Origin of the sequence: Janthinobacterium sp. 1_2014MBL_MicDiv (assembly GCF_001865675.1) — a bacterium.
Lineage (GTDB): Bacteria > Pseudomonadota > Gammaproteobacteria > Burkholderiales > Burkholderiaceae_D > Janthinobacterium.
Genome location: NZ_CP011319.1, coordinates 4,752,219 through 4,769,473, shown reverse-complemented (window position 1 = coordinate 4,769,473; position 17,255 = coordinate 4,752,219). Strand labels below are relative to the sequence as shown.

The window sequence follows — 17,255 nt, the reverse complement described above, 5'->3', positions numbered from 1 at the left end:
CCGGGGGCCGCTGCCGGGTACTGCCTGCTAGTTCGTTTTGGTGACCTTGCTCAGGTGACGCGGCGCGTCCGGGTCCATGCCGCGCGCGGCCGACAGTTTCGCCGCCATCACGTAGAAGGACTGGATGGCGACGATCGGGTCGAGATCCGGCGTGGCCGCCACGGGCAGGGTCAGGTCGCGTTCGGCGACGTCGGCCGGCGCCGCCAGCAGGACCTTGGCGCCGCGGCCGCGCATTTCCGTGGCCAGTTGCAGCAGGCCGGCTTGCGTCGGGCCGCGCGTGGCGAAAATCAGCAGCGGATAGCCGTCTTCGATCAGGGCCATCGGGCCGTGCTTGATCTCGGCGCCGCTGAAGGCTTCCGCCTGCAGGGCCGAGGTTTCCTTGAATTTCAGCGCCGCTTCCAGCGCCACGGGGAAGCTGATGCCGCGTCCCACGACCATGATGTTGCGCGCCGGCGCCAGCACGTCGATGGCGGGCGACCAGTCGACGCGGGTCGCCTCGAGCAGCGCTTCGGGCAGCGCTTCCAGGCCCGCCTGCAGTTCAGGGTCGTTCTGCCACTGGGCGACCATGCGCGCGCCGGCGACCAGGCTGGTGATGAAGCTTTTCGTCGCGGCGACGCTCTGTTCCTTGCCGGCGCGCAGGGGCATGGCCCATTCGGCGGCGTGCGCCAGCGGCGACTCGATATCGTTGACCAGGGCCACGGTGGTGGCGCCGCCGTCGCGGAAGTAGCGGATCGGTTCGACCACGTCCGGGCTCTGGCCCGATTGCGAGATCGAGATGGCCAGCGTGTCGCGCGTCACCAGCGGCGACTTGTTCAGGGTTACCAGCGACATCGGCAGGGACGCCACGACGCGGCCCAGGCGTGCCATGATCAGGTAGGCGACGTAGTTGCAGGCGTGGTCGGAGCTGCCGCGCGCGATGGTCAGCGCGGTCGAGAACGAGGTGCTCCTCAATTTGCGGCCCAGTTCCGCGTAGCGTTCCGTGTCGCTGGCCAGTTGCAGGGCGACGCATTCGGCGGCGGAAATGGCTTCTTTAAGCATCATTGAGGTCACAGATTTCTCCTTCTATATACACAGCTTTGAGTTTGAGATCGCGATCGAGTACCACCAGATCGGCGTAAGTACCGGGGGCCAGCCGGCCGCGTTCTTCCAGGCCCAGGTAATCGGCGGCGTTGGTCGACACGCGCTTGGACGCGTCGGCCAGGTCCAGCCCCAGTCCCACCAGGTTGCGCAGCGCCTGGTCCAGGGTCAGGGTGCTGCCCGCCAGCGTGCCGTCGGGCAGGCGCACGCCGCCCATGCATTTCTGCACGGCGTGGCGGCCCAGCATGTATTCGCCGTCCGGCATGCCGGTGGCGGCGGTCGAATCGGTGACGCAGTACAGGCGCGGGATGGCGCGCAGGGCCACCTTGATGGCGCCCGGATGCACGTGCAGCAGGTCGGGGATCAGTTCGGCGTATTCGGCGTGCGCCAGGGCGGCGCCGACCATGCCCGGCTCGCGGTGGTGCAGGCCGCTCATGGCGTTGAACAGGTGCGTGAAGCCCATGGCGCCGTGTTCCAGCGCGGCCACGCCGTCTTCATAGGAGCCGAGCGTGTGGCCGATCTGCACGCGCACGCCGGCGTCGGCCAATGCGCGCACCAGTTCCAGGTGGCCGGCGATTTCCGGCGCCACGGTGATGACGCGCAGCTTGGCCAGCGTTTGCAGGCGCTCGATTTCGGCCAGCGTGGCGGCGCGCGCGTAGTTCGGCTGCGCGCCGAGCTTGCCGGAATTGATGTACGGGCCTTCCAGGTGGGCGCCCAGCACGCGCGCCGTGTTCGGGCGGCGGTCCTTGGCGGCGGCGCCGATGGCCGTCAGCGCCATGTCGATGTCTTCCGGCGGCGCCGTCATGGTGGTGGCCAGCAGGCTGGTGGTGCCGTGGCGCGCATGGATGGCCGCGATGGTGTAGACGGCTTCGCCGCCTTCCATGATGTCCTTGCCGGCGCCGCCATGCACGTGCAGGTCGATGAAGCCGGGCAGGATGTAGTCGTCGCTGTTCTGCGACGGGTGGATGGAACTGCCTTCGATGCTGTCCACGCGCTCGCCGAAGGCGATGGCGCCGTGGATCCAGCCACCTGGGGTAAGGATATTGCCTTTGATAGTGCTGCTCATCTGCGCGACTCCGCTACGAATTCATAATAATCACTGCGGCAATACGAGTGGGTCAGTTCCACCGCTGCGCCGTTGTCGAGATAACTGACACGGGTGATGTGCAGCATGGCTTCACCCGTCTTGATATTGGCCAGCTTGGCCTGTTCCGCCGTGGCGTTGACGGCGCGGATATGCTGCAGCGCGCGCATCGGGATGGTGCCGCGCGACTCCAGGTAGCCGTACAGCGAATCGGTCACCTGCTGCGGGTCCGGCATGTACAGCGCGGGGATGGTGGTCGTTTCGATCGCCATCACCACTTCGTCGGCCGTGCGCAAGCGGCGCAGGCGCGCCACCGGCATGTGCGGCGACAGGCCCAGCGACAGCAGTTCCAGCGGCGCCGCCGCGCCGATGTCGCGCTGCAGCCAGCGCGAGCCGGCCGTAAACCCGCGCTGGCGCAATTCTTCCGAAAAGCTGGTCAGGCGCGACAGCGGCTGCTCCAGCTTGGGCGTGATGTAGGTACCTGAACCGCGCTTGCGCGTCAGCATGCCCCGGTCGCACAGCATGTCGATGGCCTTGCGCGCCGTGACGCGCGAGATTTCGAGGATGTCCGACAGCACGCGCTCGGAGGGCAGGGCCTGGTTGGCGCGCCAGTCGCCGCTGGCGATGCCGTCCGACAGCATGTTCGCCAACTGCATGTAGAGCGGCGTGTCGCTGGCCGGATTGGGTTTGAAGGCCGACAGTTTGGCTAGCATGTCATTGCTCCCGCAAGTGCGTGCGTATCAGGCGCAGGCCGCCTGCGGCCGAGTCGCCCTGTGCCGGCACGACCAGTTTCAACAGTTCCGCCGGCAGGTAGGCCGACAGGGGCGCCGCCAGGCCGCCGCACAGGGCCACCGGCAAGGTGCCGGCCGGATCGAGCGCCCTGGCGATGAGGGCGATCTGCCGGCCCGCGTCGACCAGGATGCCATGGGCCACGGCATTGCTGGCCGCGTGTTCGAGCACCAGCCGCGCCAGCTGCGCGAAAGTGGTCTGGCTGGCGGCCGCCAGCCACACCTGCATGGCGTCGCGCTGGCCGCCGCAGGCGTCGATGACGGCCGTGGCGAAGGCGCTGCCGGGCACGCGGCCATCGACCACCTGCTGCGCGTGGTTGATGGCGCGCATGCCGATCCAGGCGCCGCCCGCCTCATCGCCCGAGGGGAAGCCCCAGCCGCCCACTTCATGGCGGCTGCCGTCCGCGTGCAGCACTTCGCCCACGCTGCCGGTGCCGATGGCGACGATGGCGCCCGGCTGGCCCGCATGCGCGCCCAGCAGGGTGGTCAAGGCGTCCGATTCGAGCGCCACGGCGGCATAGCCGGGATTGTGGTCGACGAAGCTGGCGGCCCACTGCTTGTTGTGCACGCCGGCCAGGCCCAGGCCGATGGCCATGCGTTGCAAGGAAGGCTGTTCCAGGCCGGCGGCGCGGAAGGCCAGGGTGACGGCGTGCGCCACGGAGGCCCAGGCGCGGTCGATGCCCAGTCCCAGGCCGGAAGGGCCGCTTTGCCCCTGCGCCAGTTCCTGGCCGTCCAGGCGCGCCAGGCGTACACGGGTACCGCTGCCCCCGCCGTCGACGCCGATTATGTATTCGATCATGTGTATGCAGTCCGGCTTATGGTTGATGACGCCTGTCTCGTTTTTTTATTTGTCGGGCGGCGAAAAAGCTGAAGGCACTATATTGTTGCCTCGATGGCTTGTCAACAGGTATTTAAGTGGTATTAATAAATGCTGCGGGGAACGCCACATCATGCCTGAGATGCCATTGCCAAGTCATTGTTAATACAGGGTTTTTTGTGTGTTGCGAATGGTATTGAAATTGGCCTTGTTTAATGCCAATTTTCTCCCGCTGGTCTGCGTCCGGCCCGCTTATATTGCTTGCGCGCATGCTTGGCAAGGGCCGCCATCAAGAGTAGAGTCCGCCTTTTACACCTGAGTTGGAAGAGCATGATGAACGACAAGGCAGCAAAGAGCGCGTATTGGGACGACTGGCAGCAAGAGGCGCTGGCCGCTGGCGTGTCGGCGCCGCTGGCCGCGCTGGGCATGGAAATGATGCGCACGCACCGCAAGAACCGCTGGCCGAAGGATTTCCTGGGACGCGAAAGCGATGGCCCGGTGATGCTGGAGATGTGCCTGGAAGATGAGGCGGAAACGGAATTGTTCTTTATCGAGAACCTGTATCCGTACGATGCGGCGCTGATCGAAAAGACGCGCCGCCGTCTGTGCCTGCACTAAACAAGAGACAAGCGCCTGCGCTTGCCGGATCAGCCGCCTTGCGCGGCTGTTTTTACGTCAGCGGCTGGAATTTTTCGTTGCGTGTGCGCGCCTGCATGCGCAAGCCCAGCAGTCCGATGGCGACCAGCAGCAGCGAATGCGTGCTCGGTTCATACGGGGTGGGCACGCGCAGATCCGCGTGCGGCTGGAAATAGGCCAGGCGCGCGGTCAGCGCGGCCGGTATCGCCGGGTAGGCGGCGTAGCGGCCTGGCGGCGCATCCGCCGCATGCGCGTTGCCAGCGGCCCATAGCGACAGGGCTGCGCCCAGCACGATCATTGTTCTCATCATATTGTGTATTTCTGCCGAGGGCTGTGCGTTGAACCTCATGGGCGCGCCGCATGCCGGCCCATGTCCTGTCCCCAGTTTGTATGCTTGCCTCCGGTGCCGCTCGTACCGCACCGAATGATATCTTTTTATAAATTGCGTGTATTAAAACATAATAAAATGAAAATGCCTACGTCTTTTTGCAAATAAGCGCATGCAGTGCGCGCGCTTGCCGGGGCCGGTCTATTGCATGGGGGAAATGACGTGGCATTTTCATGGGGCGGTGTCATAATGGTTGCGGCATCCCCGCCCAGGCATGGAGTAGATAATGAGCAAGGCACAGGACAGCAAGAAAGAAAGCAAGAAGGAACCGGCCAAGAGCATGAAAGAGAAGAAGGAAGCCAAGAAGGTCAAGAAAGAAGAGCGCAAGCGTTAAGCATGCGCGCGCGCCGTTTGCCGTCGCGTCCATGGCGCTGGCCAGCCCTGCTGGCGGCGTGCGCCGTGCTGGCCGTTGGCGCGCCCGCGTCCCGCGTGCTGGCGCAGCAGAAACCGCCGCCGTCCACGTTTGGCCAGGTGGTGGGCAATGCCGTGCTGTGCATCGACCAGATCGACAACAAGGCTTTCTATGCGTATCTGCTGACGGCCTTCGGTCCCGCCTACAAGCATGAAGGGGGCGCCTACTGGTTCCGCACGGACGCCAGCCTGTGGGGCGCGCCCATTACCGACGTGATCGTCAGCGACGACACCAGCCCCCTCGTCTTCATGGGCGTGGTGGCGGACACGACGCCGGAAAAGCTGGAGCCGGCCATCCGCGGCGCGTCGGGCTTGCGTTTTAATAAACTCGATAATTCCGCATTTCCCGTCCGCGGCTCCGTGCCTGGCAGTAAAATCGTGTACTTCCGCAGCAAGGCAAAAGTCTATTGCGCCAAATACAAGCCATTGCCGCCCGCGCACACCCGGTGAGCGTCGCCGCTTGCCGCGCTTGCTTGCCGTACGCATATTGATCGTTCCATCCGCAGGGTCTCCATGTACACGCATTATTTCCAGCTCAAGCAGTCACCGTTTTCGATCGCTCCCGATCCCCGCTACCTGTTCATGAGCGAACGCCACCGCGAGGCGCTCGCGCACCTGCTGTACGGCGTCGGCAGCGGCGGCGGCTTCGTGCTGCTGACGGGCGAAATCGGCGCCGGCAAGACCACCGTCTGCCGCTGCTTCATGGAGCAGATCCCCGACAATTGCCAGCTCGCCTACATCTTCAATCCGAAGCTGTCCGTCGAGGAATTGCTGCACTCGATCTGCGAGGAATTCCGCATTGCCCTGGCGCCTGGCGTGTCCAGCGTGAAAGGCTATGTCGACGCCATCAATGCACATCTGCTGGCCAGCCATGCGCAGGGCAAGAACAATGTGCTGATCATTGACGAAGCGCAAAACCTGTCCGCCGCCGTGCTCGAGCAACTGCGTCTGCTGACGAACCTGGAAACGAGCGAGCGCAAGCTGCTGCAGATCATCCTCATCGGCCAGCCGGAATTGCGCGCCATGCTGGCCCGGCCCGAGCTCGAGCAACTGGCCCAGCGCGTGATCGCCCGCTACCACCTCGGCTCGCTGACGGCCGGCGAGACGGCCAGCTATATTCACCACCGCCTGGCCGTGGCCGGCAACACGGCGCAGACGCCGTTCGCGCCGCGCCTGATGGCGCAGATCCATGCCTTGAGCCATGGCGTGCCGCGCCGCATCAACCTGCTGTGCGACCGCGCGCTGCTGGGCGCCTACGTGGAAAACCAGCCGCAAGTGACGCGCCAGATCCTGCGCCGCGCCGCCGATGAAGTGTTTGCCGAAGCGGCTGCCGGCGCGCCGACGCGTCCGGCTGGCTTGCGCTGGCCGCAGGTGGCGGGCGGCGTGCTGGCCGGTGCGCTGGTGACGGCCGCGCTGGCCTGGCATTTCATGCCGCGCGCCGGCGCACCGGCGCCGGCCGTGGCCGCACCGGCTGTGGTCGCACCGGCCGTGGCCGCAGCGCCGCCGGCCGCGTCCGCCGTGACGGTTGCATCCACGCCCACGCCCGCGCCTGCCAGCGTGCCTGACCGCAATGCCGTGCTGCGCCAGCTGGCCGCCCTGTGGGGCGAGCACTTGCCGGCCGGCGACGCCTGCCAGGCGGGCGCCAGGGCCGGCTTGCGCTGCCTGCACAGCCGGGGCGGCATCGCCGAACTGCGCGTGCTGGACCGTCCCGCCATGCTGGCGCTGCGCGATGCCGCCGGCGTGGAGCAACTGGCGCTGCTGACCCAGCTGCGCGGCGAGACGGCAACCGTGTCGCTCGACGGCAAGCAGCAGAGCCTTCCGCTGGCCCAGCTGGCGCAGCGCAGCGACGGCAGCTTCACGACGTTCTGGCGCGCCCCGCGCAACTGGCGCGACGAGGTGCCGATGGGCGCCCGCGGCGCCGACGTGGACTGGCTGGCGCAACGCCTGGCGCAATTGCACGGCTTGCCCGCGCCGGCCGCCAGCGTGCCGCTCGACGCCGAGATGCAGCGCCTGCTGCGCGACTTCCAGCAAAGCCAGAACCTGAAGGCCGATGGCCTGGCGGGACCGAAAACTTTCATGCGCCTGATGCAACTGGGCGACAACTCGGAGCCGCGCCTGTCCGCCGCGGCTCCTGCCGTGGCAGCGCCTGCCGCGACGGCGATGGTGGCGGGAAAATAAGATGTCCTACATACTCGAAGCACTGAAAAAATCGCAGGCCGAGCGCCAGCTGGGCGAGTTGCCCACGATCCACGCGCCGCAAGTGCAGCTGCAGGCCGCCGCGGCAGGTGTGCGTTCCCGGCGCCTGCCCGCCTGGCTGGCGCTGGGCGGCGTGACGGTGGCCGTGGCTGCCGCACTGCTGTGGTGGCGGCCGTGGCAGGCAGTCGCGCCGACACCGGCGCCAGCCGTTGCCACCGCGCCTGCGCCGCTTGCGGCGCCGCTGTCCGTCGCGGCCGTGGCGCCCGTTGCCGCCCCCGCGCCTGTGGCCGTATCCGAACCGGTGCCGTCGCCCGCCGCTGCCGCGCCGCTGCCGCGTGCCGCTGTCGTGGCCGCACCCATGGCCGAGCCGAAGCGGGAAGCGCCGGCCAGGGCCGAGGCGCCGCCTGCGCCCGTCGCCGCGGCAGCTCCACCTCCCGTCGCGGCGCCGGCGCCTGTGGCCGTGGCCACGCCAGCGCCTGCATCGGACGAGGCCGTGCCTGGCATGCGCGACTTGCCCGAGCCGATACAGCGGCAGATTCCCGCCATCGCCATCGGCGGCTATATCTATTCGAAGAATCCGGCCGACCGCTTGTTGCTGATCGACAAGGTACTGCGCCACGAGGGCGAGGAACTGGCGCCTGGCCTGGTGCTGGAAAAGCTGCAGCCCAAGGCGGCCATTTTCAGCTTCAAGGGCTACCGCTACCGCGTACCGTATTGATCGCCACGCATTTCTTGTTGTAGATCAAACGCAGGCATCGCTGGCCGAACCCTGCCGGCCGGGGCCGGTCGAACCAGAGTCGCCGCGCCTGTGTGCGTGGCCGGGGAGTTCCGGGAGTTTCGATGAGTGCTGCTGCTGTTGATGACGGTGCTGACGATGGTGGCGTCCATCCGCTGGGAAACCTGACGCGCATCGAACATATCGTCGTGCTGATGATGGAAAACCGTTCCTTCGACCACATGCTCGGCTACCTGAGCCTGGAAGGCGGGCGCGACGATATCGACGGCTTGCGGGCCAGCCATGCGAATGTGCACGCGGGCGTCACGTATCGCGTGCACCGCCTGCGGCGCACGGCTTTCGATGCATCGCAGGATCCGTCGCACACGGGCATGTCGGTGGCGCAGCAATTGCAGAACAATAACGGCGGCTTCGTCGACGACTATGTGCACACGCATCCGGGCGACCCCGACATCGACCTGGTGATGGGCTACTACAACGGGGCCGACCTGCCCATGTACGACTTCCTCGCGCGCCAGTTTTGCGTCTGCGACCGCTGCTACAGCTCGGTGCCGGGCGCGACCTGGCCCAACCGCCTGTATGCCGTCAGCGGCAGGGCGGCCGGCAGCAAGGACAGCAAGCGCGTGCCCCTGTATGCGAACAAATCATTCGTGCGCCACCTCGAGCGCGCCCTCGTCAGCTGGAAGTTTTACTCGGCCTGGAAGCCGTGGAGCCTGGCCCTGACGGACGACCATTACCGTTCGTCCGAATTTTACGAACCGTTCGGCTCCAGCCAGCGCCGCTATGGCTTCATCGGCGATGCGCTGGCGGGCGCCTTGCCGGCCGTCAGCTGGATCGACCCGCATTTCTTTGCCAACGACGACCATCCGCCGGCCGATATCCGCGCCGGGCAGGCGCTGGTGGCGCAGGTGTACCAGGCGCTGGCGCACGGGCCCGCCTGGGCGCGTACCTTGCTGATCCTCAGTTACGACGAGCACGGCGGCTTCTTCGACCATGTACCGCCGCCCGTCGCCGTCGACGACGATCCCGCGTTTCGCCAGTACGGCGTGCGCGTGCCCATGCTGTTGGTGTCGCCGCTGATCGCGCCCGGCAGCGTCTGCCACCAGGTGTTCGACCACACGTCCATCATCAAGACCATCCTGCAGCGCTTTTGCCGCAGCGACGCTGGCGGCTTGCCCGACATGGGCGCGCGCGTGGCGGCCGCCAGCGGCCTGGGCGAAGTGCTGGGCCTGGCGCAGGCGCGGCCGCCGCCCGCCGTGCCGGCCACGGTGCTGGCGCAGCGCGCGCAATGGGAAGACGACGTGCGGCGGCAGGATTTCGCCGCGCCCGCGCCGGCAGGCCGGCCCGCGGCGAATGGCGCGGGAGGCGCGGCTTCTGCCGGCCCCGCCGGTCCCGCCGCGCCGCTCCTGTCCGATACGGAGGCGGGGGCGATTGCTGCCCATCGGCAATTGGCGCGCACGGCCAGGAATGCGCTGGCGGCGCATGGCAAGCCGGCGACGCAGCCGGCGGGCCGGCGCAGGCGGCAGGGCACCGATGGCGGCACGCCGCAGGGGGCATCGCCTGGCAAGCAGGGAGGCGGGCGGCGCGGCTAGGGGCGGCCCGCCGGCACGGGGCCGGTGACGATGGCAGGGCTGGCGCCTGAACGGGGAGGAAGAAGAGCTGATTGATTGAGTAATTGACTGAGTAATTGATTGGGCAATACGGCTTTGCTTGACCTGTGCAATGCCTGGCACCGATGCCGGACCATCGCGCCGGTGGCGCTGCGTATAATGAGCCATACTCAATCAAGGACACCCCCATGCACGATGCGATGCCCGCGCACCCGGTACTCGGTGTGATCGGCCGTTCCGGTAGCGGCAAGACGACCCTGCTGGAATTTGTGGTGAAGGAAATGGCGGCGCGCGGCTTGCGCGTCAATCTGGTCAAGCACAGCCACCACGACCTGGCGCTGGAACCGCCGCAAAAGGACAGCGCCCGCCTGCGCATGGCGGGCGCGGCGGAAGTGCTGGTGGCGTCGCCATACCGCTTTGCCATCGTGCATGAGTTGCGCGGCGCGCCTGAGCCGAGCCTGGCGCAGCAGCTGGCCCGCATGGGACCGGCAGACCTGACCCTGGTGGAAGGCTTCAAGACGGACCCGATCGCCAAGCTGGAGATATTCCGCCCGGAAGTGGGGCAGGCGCCTCTGTATCCGCATGACCCGCATGTGATCGCCGTGGCGTCGGACAGCCCCGCGCCGGCCGACTTGCGCGCCGGCGTGCAGTGGCTGGACTTGAATGCGCGCGAACTGGTGCTCGCGTGGATATTGCAGCGGCTGCAAAAATAAGGTTCACGATCAGCTAAAGGTTTCCCATCGCTATCCGTTAATACTGGTAGAACCTCATTGGAGAAACGTATGGACGTCGGAAGCATTGCTCAACTGTCAACCACGATGGCGGAGACCGGTACGCGCCAAGCCGTCGGCCTGACTGTCCTGAAAAAAGCCCAGGATATTCAAAGCTCGACCGCGACTGCCTTGCTGCAAGCCTTGCCGCCAGTGCAATCGGCAGCGAACTTGCCAGCGCACCTCGGTAACCGCATCAATACGACGGCCTGAGCGTCGTCCCGGCGCCATCGCGGCGCCCGTCTTGTCCACGCTACCGTTGCCGACGGTGGCGCGTGGGCGTTGTCATGTGTTTTTTTGATGTAAACACCATCCTTCCTTGTTTTTCCTCCCTGCTGGCCTCATCTTGCATTGATAAAATTACCATTGTTCGCCATGGCGCGGCCGATTCAGTAAAATGACGTGCATAGCCTCCGCGTTGCCGATTGCGCAGCCTGGGGCGTGCCCTGACTTTTCGATTACTTTGACCCACGCAAGAGGATTTCCCATGAATACACGTCAAGCCCTCATCGCCGCCGCCCTGGCAGGCATCTGCGCCGGCACCACCGCCAGCGTGGCCGCGCATGATGCGCCCGCCACCAGTGGCGACAAGGAAAAATGCTACGGCGTGGCAAAGGCGGGGCAGAATGACTGCGCCTCTTCCGATGGCGCGCACTCGTGCGCAGGCCAGGCCCCGGCCGATAACCTGCCCACGGAATGGGCGTATGTTGCCAAGGGCACGTGCGAACAGGCGGGCGGCTCGATGAAGCCGATCAAGGCAGTGAAGCCGGCCGCGCCAGCCGAGCAGTCATAAGTTTTCCAGGCAGCAGCGCCATGACGCAGCCCGCCCATGCTCTTGCCGGCGTGGGCGTCGGCTTGCGCGTTGCCCACTACCGCGACTTCCTCGAGCGCCGGCCCCGCGTCGGCTGGCTGGAAGTGCATACCGAAAATTATCTGCAGCCGTCGGGTTGGGATAGTCATGTGCTGCACGCCTTGCGCCAGGACTACGCCGTCAGCCTGCATGGCGTGGGCCTGGGCCTCGGTTCGGCGCGCGGCTTTTCCGACGCGCACCTGCAGCGCGTGCGCGCCGTGGTGGAACGCATCGAGCCGGCCCTCGTGTCGGAACACCTGTGCTGGGGTGCCGTGGCGCAGCAGCAACTCAATGACCTGCTGCCGCTGGCCTTGAGCAAGGCGGCCCTGGACTTGCTGTGCGAGCGGGTAGGGCGCGTGCAGGATGTGCTGAAAAGGCCGATCTTGCTGGAGAATGTCTCGACGTATGTGCGTTTTCGCGACGATGCCATGAGCGAGGCGCAATTCCTGGCCGCACTGGCGCGCCGCACTGGCTGCGGCTTGCTGCTCGATATCAATAACCTGTATGTGAACCAGTGCAACCACGGCGAAGATGCCTTGATGGCCATGCAGGCGATCGCGCCTGGCAGCGTGGGCGAGCTGCATCTGGCCGGCCACCTGGTGACGCCGCAAGCCGTGATCGACCACCATGGCGCGCCCGTTGCCGGGCCGGTCTGGGATCTGTATGCGGCCGCCTTGCAGCGCTTCGGCGCCGTGCCGACCTTGATCGAATGGGACACGGACCTGCCCGCGCTCGATGTCCTGCTGGGCGAGGCGGCCAAGGCCGAAGCCATGCTGGCGCGGCAGCGGCCGCCGGCGCCATGGCAAGGACAGGCGCCGGCATCACCGCTGGCGCCCGTTTCGCCGGACGCGCTGGCCGGCAGCCAGCAAGCGTTTGCCGCGGCCCTGTTCGATGCGGCGCGCAGCCCGGCCGTATTGCAGCAATGCCAGGGCGAGGCAGCGGCAGGGCGTTTGGCCTTGTACCGTGGCAATCTCACTGCCACCTGGCGCCGCGCCCTGGGCCATGCATATCCCGTCGTGCTGGCGCTGGTGGGCGAGGAGTTCTTTGGCGGCCTGGCGCGCGCCTATGGCCGGCAACATCCATCCGACAGTCCCGATCTGCACCAGTTTGGCGCCCGTTTCGCGGACTTCCTTGCCAGCTTCCCCCATGTGGCCCACTTGCCTTACCTGCCGGACATGGCGCGCCTCGAGTGGGCGCTGCACCTGGCCCATTACGCGCCGGACGCGCAGGGCGTGCCGGCACAGGCGCTGGCGGACCTGGGGCCGGAACAGCTGGAGTCGCGCCGTTTTGCCCTGCATCCGGCCTGCACCTTGCTGGCGTCGCGCTGGCAAGTGCCGGCCCTGTGGCAGGCGCATCAGGCAGGAGAGGGGGAAGGCGTGTTCCCGCAGGAAATGCAGATGGCCAGCCATGCGCTCGTCTGCCGTCCACGCTGGAAGGCGCAGGTGCTGGCGCTGGATGGGGCCGCGCATGCGGCCTTGTTGGCATTGCAGCAGGGGCTGACGTTCGGCGCCGCGCTCGACGCCGCCTTCGGGCTGGACGAGGCGTTCGACCTGGGCGCGCAGCTGCGCCTGTGGCTGGCGCATGCGGTGCTGACGGACATGGCGTCCGCTTGGCGCTGATTAATCGAAGGCGCGCAGCAGGCGCGCTTCGCCCGTCTGGTCACGGTACAGGGCGTTCGCGGCCAGGGTGGCGTCCATCATGCGCGTCACTTGCTCTTCCTCGAAACGGGCAAGTTCGGCAGTAGCAGCCACGAGAGCCAATTCCAGCTTGGCGCGCGCGTTCTGGTACAGGCTGCTTGTGTATTTGTCTGTATTGCGCAGCAATTCTTCCGCGTTCTCGATGACCTGGCGCAAGTCGCCGATCAGGCGTTCCTGGCTGCGCGTGCCTTGTTCGGGATGGTCCATGGCGCTCCCCTTCCGCAATCGATAAAGATATGGCAATAGCGAAGTTGCAGCTTGACGTAGGCAGCCGGGCAGGCGTAGGCGGAAGCATGGGGCCGCTCGCGCGCCCCATGCCGGGATCAGGCAGGGCCGACGACCGTGATGCGGATATCGCCCACGCTGACGACCTGGCCGCTGCGGATCTTGGCGGTCTTGCGCAATTCCTTCTTGCCATCGACCTTCACCACGCCGCTATCGACCATGACCTTGCCTGCGCCACCGCTGTCGCACAAGCCGACCAGCTTGAGCAGCTGGTTCAGCTCGACGAACTCGGATGTTAAATCAAAGCTTACTTTTTGCATTGTATCCCTTATTGCAATGATGTGTTTTAAACACTTGATGACAACCTCAACTAATCCATAGTTTACCTGAAGCCGCCAGCAATGCAGGGCTGGGCCTCAGCTTTTGTTGGGGCGCGTCATGGCCAAGGGCACGATCCACTCGCTGAATTGCTCCTCGGTCACAAAACCGAGGGCCAGCGCCGCTTCCTTCAAGGTCGTGCCTTCATGCTGGGCCTGTTTAGCGATTTGCGCCGCCTTGTCGTAGCCGATGTGCGGCGCCAGCGCCGTGACCAGCATCAATGAGCGCTCCATCAGCTCGGCGATGCGCTCGCGGTTCGGCGCGATGCCGTGCGCGCAATGCGCGTCGAAGCTGCGCATGCCGTCGCCCAGCAGGCGCGCGCTTTGCAGGAAGTTGTGCGCGATCAAGGGCTTGAAGACATTCAGCTCGAAATTGCCCGAGGCGCCGCCCACAGTGATGGCGACGTCGTTGCCGAACACCTGGCAGCACAGCATGGTCAGCGCCTCGCACTGGGTCGGGTTGACCTTGCCCGGCATGATGGAGCTGCCCGGCTCGTTTTCGGGTATCGTGATCTCGCCCAGGCCCGAGCGGGGGCCGGAGGCCATCCAGCGCACATCGTTGGCGATCTTCATCAGGGCCGTGGCCAGGGTTTTCAGCGCGCCATGGGCGGCGACCAGGGCATCGTGGGCGGCCAGCGCGGCAAACTTGTTGTCGGCCGTGGCAAACGGCTGGCCCGTCAGGCGCGCCAGTTCCGCGGCGATGCGGCCGGCAAATTCCACGTGGGCATTCAAGCCCGTGCCCACGGCCGTGCCGCCGGCGGCCAGCTGCAGCAGCGGCGGCAGCGAGGCCGTGATGATGTGTTCGGCAAAGTCCAGCTGCGCCACATAGCCCGAGAATTCCTGTCCCAGGGTTAACGGCGTCGCATCCTGCAAATGGGTGCGGCCGATCTTGACGATGTCGGCAAATTCCGTCGCCTTGGCGTCCAGCGTGGCGCGCAGCTGGCGCAGCGGCGGCAAGACCGTGTGGGCGACGGCCAGCGCGGCGGCCACATGGATGGCGGTGGGGAAGATGTCGTTCGAGGACTGGCCCAGGTTGACGTCGTCATTCGGGTGCAGCAGGCGCTCGGCGCCGCGCAAGCCGCCGATCAGCTCGGAGCCGCGGTTGGCCAGCACTTCATTCATGTTCATATTGCTTTGCGTGCCAGACCCTGTCTGCCAGACGGCCAGCGGGAACTCGGCGTCATGCTTGCCGGCCAGCACTTCATCGGCCGCCTGCGTGATGGCGACGGCTTTCTTGCCGTCCAATAGCCCCAAGTCCAGGTTGACGTGGGCGGCCGCGCGCTTGACGGTGGCCAGGGCGGCGATCAGTTCGGGCGGCATCTTTTCCGTGGAGATATGGAAGTGTTCGAGCGAGCGCTGCGTTTGCGCTCCCCAAAGCCGGTCGGCGGGTACGTCGATCGGGCCGAAACTGTCGCGTTCGATTCTGCTACTCATGGCATCCCTTTCATCGATGGAGGTGGATCGAGTGTACTCCAGACGCCAAAAAGGCACAGGATGATGCTGTATTGCATCATTTTGCTCGCGCCCGTCTATATTTTTGCGATTTCCTGCCGTTAAAGATGGGCGAGTTCCGTTTATTTATCTTGTTATCAAAGCGATCAGTCCATGCAAAGCAGCATCTTTCCCCGTTGGTCCCTGATCGCATGCGCCGCCGCCAGCCTGGTCTTGCCGCCTGTCATGGCGGCGGAACTGGGCGAGATGGCGGTGCTGTCGCACGTGGGCCAGCCGCTGCTGGCCGAGATCGAACTGACGGCCCTGGCGCCCGACGAAGCGCAGGGCGTGGCCGTGCGCCTGGCCTCGCCCGATGTGTACCGGGGCGGCGGCATCGGCATGGACCCGGCCCTGCAGGGTTTGACCATCAATCCCTTCGAGCGGGGCGGGCGCCGCTATGTGCGCGTCACTACAGCGAAGGCGATCCAGTCCGGCCATCTGCACCTGTATCTGTTGCTGGGCAATGGCGGCGGCGCCATCGTGCGCCTGGCAACGCTGTGGCTGACGCCGTCGCCGCCCGTCGCCAGCGCGCCGGCCAGGGTGGCTGCGCCGCCGGAAGCCATGCCGGCGGCGCCCATGCCGCTGCCGCGTGCCATGCCGGGCACGCCGCCCGATGCCGCCGCGCTGGCGGCGCGCGCGCGTGCCGAAGGCATGCTGCGTCCCGCCACGGTCTTCGTTGCGCCGCCCGCCGCACCGAGGAAAGCGGTGGAGGCGCCGGCCGTGCGCGCCGCCGCTGCCGTGCGGCGGCGGCCGTTGCGCCGTCCTGTCGCGCCCGTGGCCGCCTGCGCGCCGCAGGCCGATGCGGGGCAGGCCGAAGCGTGCGTGGCGCTGGACGAGAAGAATACGGCCCTCAATGCCAGGCTGGGCGAGCTGGAGGGCAAGATCGGCGCGCTGCAGCAGGCGCTGGCCCAGCCTGGTGCCGCCGTAGCGGCCGCCGCTCCCGCTGCGCCTGTTGTTGCGCATGCCAAGCCCAAACCGCTGGCGGCGCCCGTGGCCGAGAAGCAGGCGGGCGGCCATGGCTTGCTGTGGCTGGGCCTGGGGACGCTGGCATTCCTGCTGCTGACGGCCGTCATCGTGTATGTCGTGCGCAAGCGCAAGCAAGCGGCGGGGCCGGGGACGCCTTCGAAGTACTGGGTCTTGCTGCGCAAGCCATTCGGCCGCAAGAAGGACGTGCCCGTCCTGACGGAGGCCGCGGATGAGGCGCAGGCGGCCGAGCCGGAGCCGGAACCATTTTCCCGCTAGGAACGGAGCGACGCCGGATTGCCCCGAATGGCGCGCTCAGACTTGATATAAAAAAAGATATTTAAAAAAGACATGCAAACGCATGCCAATCGCGTTGCTTATTTTTCAAAGATGGCGATATAATTAATTCAGTGGACTTGCTCTACGACAAAACAGTCCCAGCCTGGCGCAGCCACCAACGATAGTGTGGCGCGACAAACAGGTGTAGCGTTGCATAAACGCCTGGGCCTGGAAGCGGTCTGCGATGCCAACGATGTGCTCGCGGACGCCGGATGCAACCGGCAGCGAGGCGACGCCAGGAGATACCTGGGGTTCGCCTTCCATATTCCCCTCCCCTGTATTTCCCCCGACTTGGCGCGGCCGCGACAGTAGCGCGGCGCGCCAGTGACCATGTCACCCATGCGTACGGACGTAAAAAAAGCACCCGCAGGTGCTTTTTCGATATCGGGATGTCGCTCCTGCCTTACATGTGCGCGCGCGATGCCGGCATCACGCTGGCCAGCTGCGTCATCCATGGTTCCGTGATGGTGCGGATTTCGCGGTCGTTGGCCAGGATTTGCTTCAGCAAGTCGATCTTGCGCATGCGCGAAGTGCCGGCGAGGGCAGGCACGCTGCCCGTCATGGCCGTGCTGGCTGCGCTGGCGCACTGGTTTTCCAGGGTATTCAAGCCATCCCAGTCGCTCGAACGTGCGGCCACGACCATTTGATTGGTCAGTCCTGCAATATTTTCATACATCGAGAGAACGTCGTTGGAGGTCATGAGCACACCCGTAACTAGTGAATGGATTACCGCTTGTCTAGATTAACGGCGGCCTGAACGGGAACTTGAGGGTTTTTTTGAAAAAAAGTGAAAATAATTT

General features: G+C 66.0%; 19 protein-coding genes. 10 read left to right on the top strand and 9 right to left on the bottom strand.

Annotation, left to right across the window (positions count from 1 at the left end; translation table 11 throughout):
• Positions 1-27: 27 nt before the first annotated feature.
• From YQ44_RS20590 to YQ44_RS20575, 4 genes are read right to left on the bottom strand one after another with little or no spacing between them, the layout of a single operon-like run.
• On the bottom strand, positions 28-1,041 hold the full coding sequence (locus YQ44_RS20590) for an SIS domain-containing protein (protein WP_035825448.1): 1,014 nt from the start codon (positions 1,039-1,041) through the stop codon (positions 28-30).
• Positions 1,031-2,143, bottom strand: a complete 1,113-nt coding sequence (nagA, locus tag YQ44_RS20585; RefSeq protein ID WP_071324975.1) for an N-acetylglucosamine-6-phosphate deacetylase — start codon at positions 2,141-2,143, stop codon at positions 1,031-1,033. The genes YQ44_RS20590 and nagA overlap by 11 nt, the downstream gene beginning before the upstream one ends.
• Positions 2,140-2,874 carry a GntR family transcriptional regulator gene (locus tag YQ44_RS20580; RefSeq protein WP_070282815.1) on the bottom strand — a complete coding sequence of 245 codons (735 nt, stop codon included), beginning with the start codon at positions 2,872-2,874 and terminating at the stop codon, positions 2,140-2,142. The genes nagA and YQ44_RS20580 overlap by 4 nt, the downstream gene beginning before the upstream one ends.
• 1 nt (position 2,875) lies before the next feature.
• Positions 2,876-3,748, bottom strand: coding sequence for a BadF/BadG/BcrA/BcrD ATPase family protein (locus tag YQ44_RS20575; RefSeq protein WP_071324974.1), 873 nt, complete (start codon positions 3,746-3,748; stop codon positions 2,876-2,878).
• A 348-nt stretch (positions 3,749-4,096) separates the two neighbouring features.
• Here YQ44_RS20575 and YQ44_RS20570 point away from each other — a divergent pair, with 348 nt between their 5' ends.
• Positions 4,097-4,384, top strand: coding sequence for a hypothetical protein (locus YQ44_RS20570; protein ID WP_071324973.1), 288 nt, complete (start codon positions 4,097-4,099; stop codon positions 4,382-4,384).
• Positions 4,385-4,436: 52 nt separating this feature from the next.
• Here YQ44_RS20570 and YQ44_RS20565 read toward each other — a convergent pair whose 3' ends face one another.
• Positions 4,437-4,712 (bottom strand): hypothetical protein, encoded by a 276-nt coding sequence (locus tag YQ44_RS20565; protein ID WP_156894926.1) that lies wholly within the window; start codon positions 4,710-4,712, stop codon positions 4,437-4,439.
• A 414-nt stretch (positions 4,713-5,126) separates the two neighbouring features.
• Between YQ44_RS20565 and YQ44_RS20560 the strand changes: the two genes are divergently transcribed.
• From YQ44_RS20560 to bufB, 8 genes are all read left to right on the top strand, one after another.
• Positions 5,127-5,651, top strand: coding sequence for a hypothetical protein (locus YQ44_RS20560; protein WP_071324971.1), 525 nt, complete (start codon positions 5,127-5,129; stop codon positions 5,649-5,651).
• A gap of 63 nt (positions 5,652-5,714) precedes the next feature.
• Positions 5,715-7,379, top strand: a complete 1,665-nt coding sequence (locus YQ44_RS20555; protein ID WP_071324970.1) for an ExeA family protein — start codon at positions 5,715-5,717, stop codon at positions 7,377-7,379.
• 1 nt (position 7,380) lies between these two features.
• Complete coding sequence (locus tag YQ44_RS20550) at positions 7,381-8,115, top strand: general secretion pathway protein GspB (protein WP_071324969.1); 735 nt, start codon at positions 7,381-7,383, stop codon at positions 8,113-8,115.
• A 122-nt stretch (positions 8,116-8,237) separates the two neighbouring features.
• Positions 8,238-9,725, top strand: coding sequence for a phospholipase C (locus YQ44_RS20545; RefSeq protein WP_071324968.1), 1,488 nt, complete (start codon positions 8,238-8,240; stop codon positions 9,723-9,725).
• 206 nt (positions 9,726-9,931) lie between these two features.
• Complete coding sequence (gene mobB, locus YQ44_RS20540) at positions 9,932-10,456, top strand: molybdopterin-guanine dinucleotide biosynthesis protein B (protein WP_071324967.1); 525 nt, start codon at positions 9,932-9,934, stop codon at positions 10,454-10,456.
• Between the two features lie 69 nt (positions 10,457-10,525).
• Positions 10,526-10,726, top strand: a complete 201-nt coding sequence (locus tag YQ44_RS20535; RefSeq protein WP_071324966.1) for a YjfB family protein — start codon at positions 10,526-10,528, stop codon at positions 10,724-10,726.
• A 274-nt stretch (positions 10,727-11,000) separates the two neighbouring features.
• Entirely contained in the window at positions 11,001-11,306 is a 306-nt protein-coding gene (locus YQ44_RS20530) for a BufA1 family periplasmic bufferin-type metallophore (protein WP_071324965.1), read from the top strand.
• A 20-nt stretch (positions 11,307-11,326) separates the two neighbouring features.
• Complete coding sequence (bufB, locus tag YQ44_RS20525) at positions 11,327-12,982, top strand: MNIO family bufferin maturase (protein WP_071324964.1); 1,656 nt, start codon at positions 11,327-11,329, stop codon at positions 12,980-12,982.
• Here the strand turns inward: bufB and YQ44_RS20520 are convergent, their stop codons facing one another.
• The 3 genes from YQ44_RS20520 to fumC form a co-directional block, all read right to left on the bottom strand.
• The gene (locus YQ44_RS20520; RefSeq protein WP_071324963.1) at positions 12,983-13,267 is read right to left on the bottom strand and encodes a hypothetical protein; all 285 of its coding nucleotides are present in this window, start codon (positions 13,265-13,267) and stop codon (positions 12,983-12,985) included.
• A 116-nt stretch (positions 13,268-13,383) separates the two neighbouring features.
• Entirely contained in the window at positions 13,384-13,605 is a 222-nt protein-coding gene (locus YQ44_RS20515) for an RNA-binding S4 domain-containing protein (protein ID WP_071324962.1), read from the bottom strand.
• A 96-nt stretch (positions 13,606-13,701) separates the two neighbouring features.
• Entirely contained in the window at positions 13,702-15,096 is a 1,395-nt protein-coding gene (gene fumC / locus YQ44_RS20510; RefSeq protein WP_071324961.1) for a class II fumarate hydratase, read from the bottom strand.
• A gap of 171 nt (positions 15,097-15,267) precedes the next feature.
• On the opposite strand from fumC, the gene YQ44_RS20505 reads away from it, so the two are divergent.
• Positions 15,268-16,395 (top strand): type IV pilus assembly protein FimV, encoded by a 1,128-nt coding sequence (locus YQ44_RS20505; RefSeq protein WP_071324960.1) that lies wholly within the window; start codon positions 15,268-15,270, stop codon positions 16,393-16,395.
• Between the two features lie 463 nt (positions 16,396-16,858).
• On the opposite strand, the gene YQ44_RS20500 is transcribed toward YQ44_RS20505, so the two are convergent.
• Positions 16,859-17,155, bottom strand: coding sequence for a flagellar protein FliT (locus YQ44_RS20500; RefSeq protein WP_071324959.1), 297 nt, complete (start codon positions 17,153-17,155; stop codon positions 16,859-16,861).
• Positions 17,156-17,255 lie beyond the last annotated feature (100 nt).

Excerpts from the sequence above, each read along its gene's own strand:
- YQ44_RS20580 (WP_070282815.1), bottom strand. The coding sequence starts at position 2,874 with ATGCTAGCCAAACTGTCGGCCTTCAAACCCAATCCGGCCAGCGACACG.
- YQ44_RS20555 (WP_071324970.1), top strand. The coding sequence starts at position 5,715 with ATGTACACGCATTATTTCCAGCTCAAGCAGTCACCGTTTTCGATCGCT.
- fumC (WP_071324961.1), bottom strand. The coding sequence starts at position 15,096 with ATGAGTAGCAGAATCGAACGCGACAGTTTCGGCCCGATCGACGTACCC.
- YQ44_RS20565 (WP_156894926.1), bottom strand. The coding sequence starts at position 4,712 with ATGATGAGAACAATGATCGTGCTGGGCGCAGCCCTGTCGCTATGGGCC.
- YQ44_RS20530 (WP_071324965.1), top strand. The coding sequence starts at position 11,001 with ATGAATACACGTCAAGCCCTCATCGCCGCCGCCCTGGCAGGCATCTGC.
- YQ44_RS20590 (WP_035825448.1), bottom strand. The coding sequence starts at position 1,041 with ATGATGCTTAAAGAAGCCATTTCCGCCGCCGAATGCGTCGCCCTGCAA.
- nagA (WP_071324975.1), bottom strand. The coding sequence starts at position 2,143 with ATGAGCAGCACTATCAAAGGCAATATCCTTACCCCAGGTGGCTGGATC.
- YQ44_RS20520 (WP_071324963.1), bottom strand. The coding sequence starts at position 13,267 with ATGGACCATCCCGAACAAGGCACGCGCAGCCAGGAACGCCTGATCGGC.
- YQ44_RS20535 (WP_071324966.1), top strand. The coding sequence starts at position 10,526 with ATGGACGTCGGAAGCATTGCTCAACTGTCAACCACGATGGCGGAGACC.
- YQ44_RS20550 (WP_071324969.1), top strand. The coding sequence starts at position 7,381 with ATGTCCTACATACTCGAAGCACTGAAAAAATCGCAGGCCGAGCGCCAG.
- mobB (WP_071324967.1), top strand. The coding sequence starts at position 9,932 with ATGCACGATGCGATGCCCGCGCACCCGGTACTCGGTGTGATCGGCCGT.
- YQ44_RS20570 (WP_071324973.1), top strand. The coding sequence starts at position 4,097 with ATGATGAACGACAAGGCAGCAAAGAGCGCGTATTGGGACGACTGGCAG.
- YQ44_RS20500 (WP_071324959.1), bottom strand. The coding sequence starts at position 17,155 with ATGACCTCCAACGACGTTCTCTCGATGTATGAAAATATTGCAGGACTG.
- bufB (WP_071324964.1), top strand. The coding sequence starts at position 11,327 with ATGACGCAGCCCGCCCATGCTCTTGCCGGCGTGGGCGTCGGCTTGCGC.
- YQ44_RS20505 (WP_071324960.1), top strand. The coding sequence starts at position 15,268 with ATGCAAAGCAGCATCTTTCCCCGTTGGTCCCTGATCGCATGCGCCGCC.
- YQ44_RS20515 (WP_071324962.1), bottom strand. The coding sequence starts at position 13,605 with ATGCAAAAAGTAAGCTTTGATTTAACATCCGAGTTCGTCGAGCTGAAC.
- YQ44_RS20560 (WP_071324971.1), top strand. The coding sequence starts at position 5,127 with ATGCGCGCGCGCCGTTTGCCGTCGCGTCCATGGCGCTGGCCAGCCCTG.
- YQ44_RS20575 (WP_071324974.1), bottom strand. The coding sequence starts at position 3,748 with ATGATCGAATACATAATCGGCGTCGACGGCGGGGGCAGCGGTACCCGT.
- YQ44_RS20545 (WP_071324968.1), top strand. The coding sequence starts at position 8,238 with ATGAGTGCTGCTGCTGTTGATGACGGTGCTGACGATGGTGGCGTCCAT.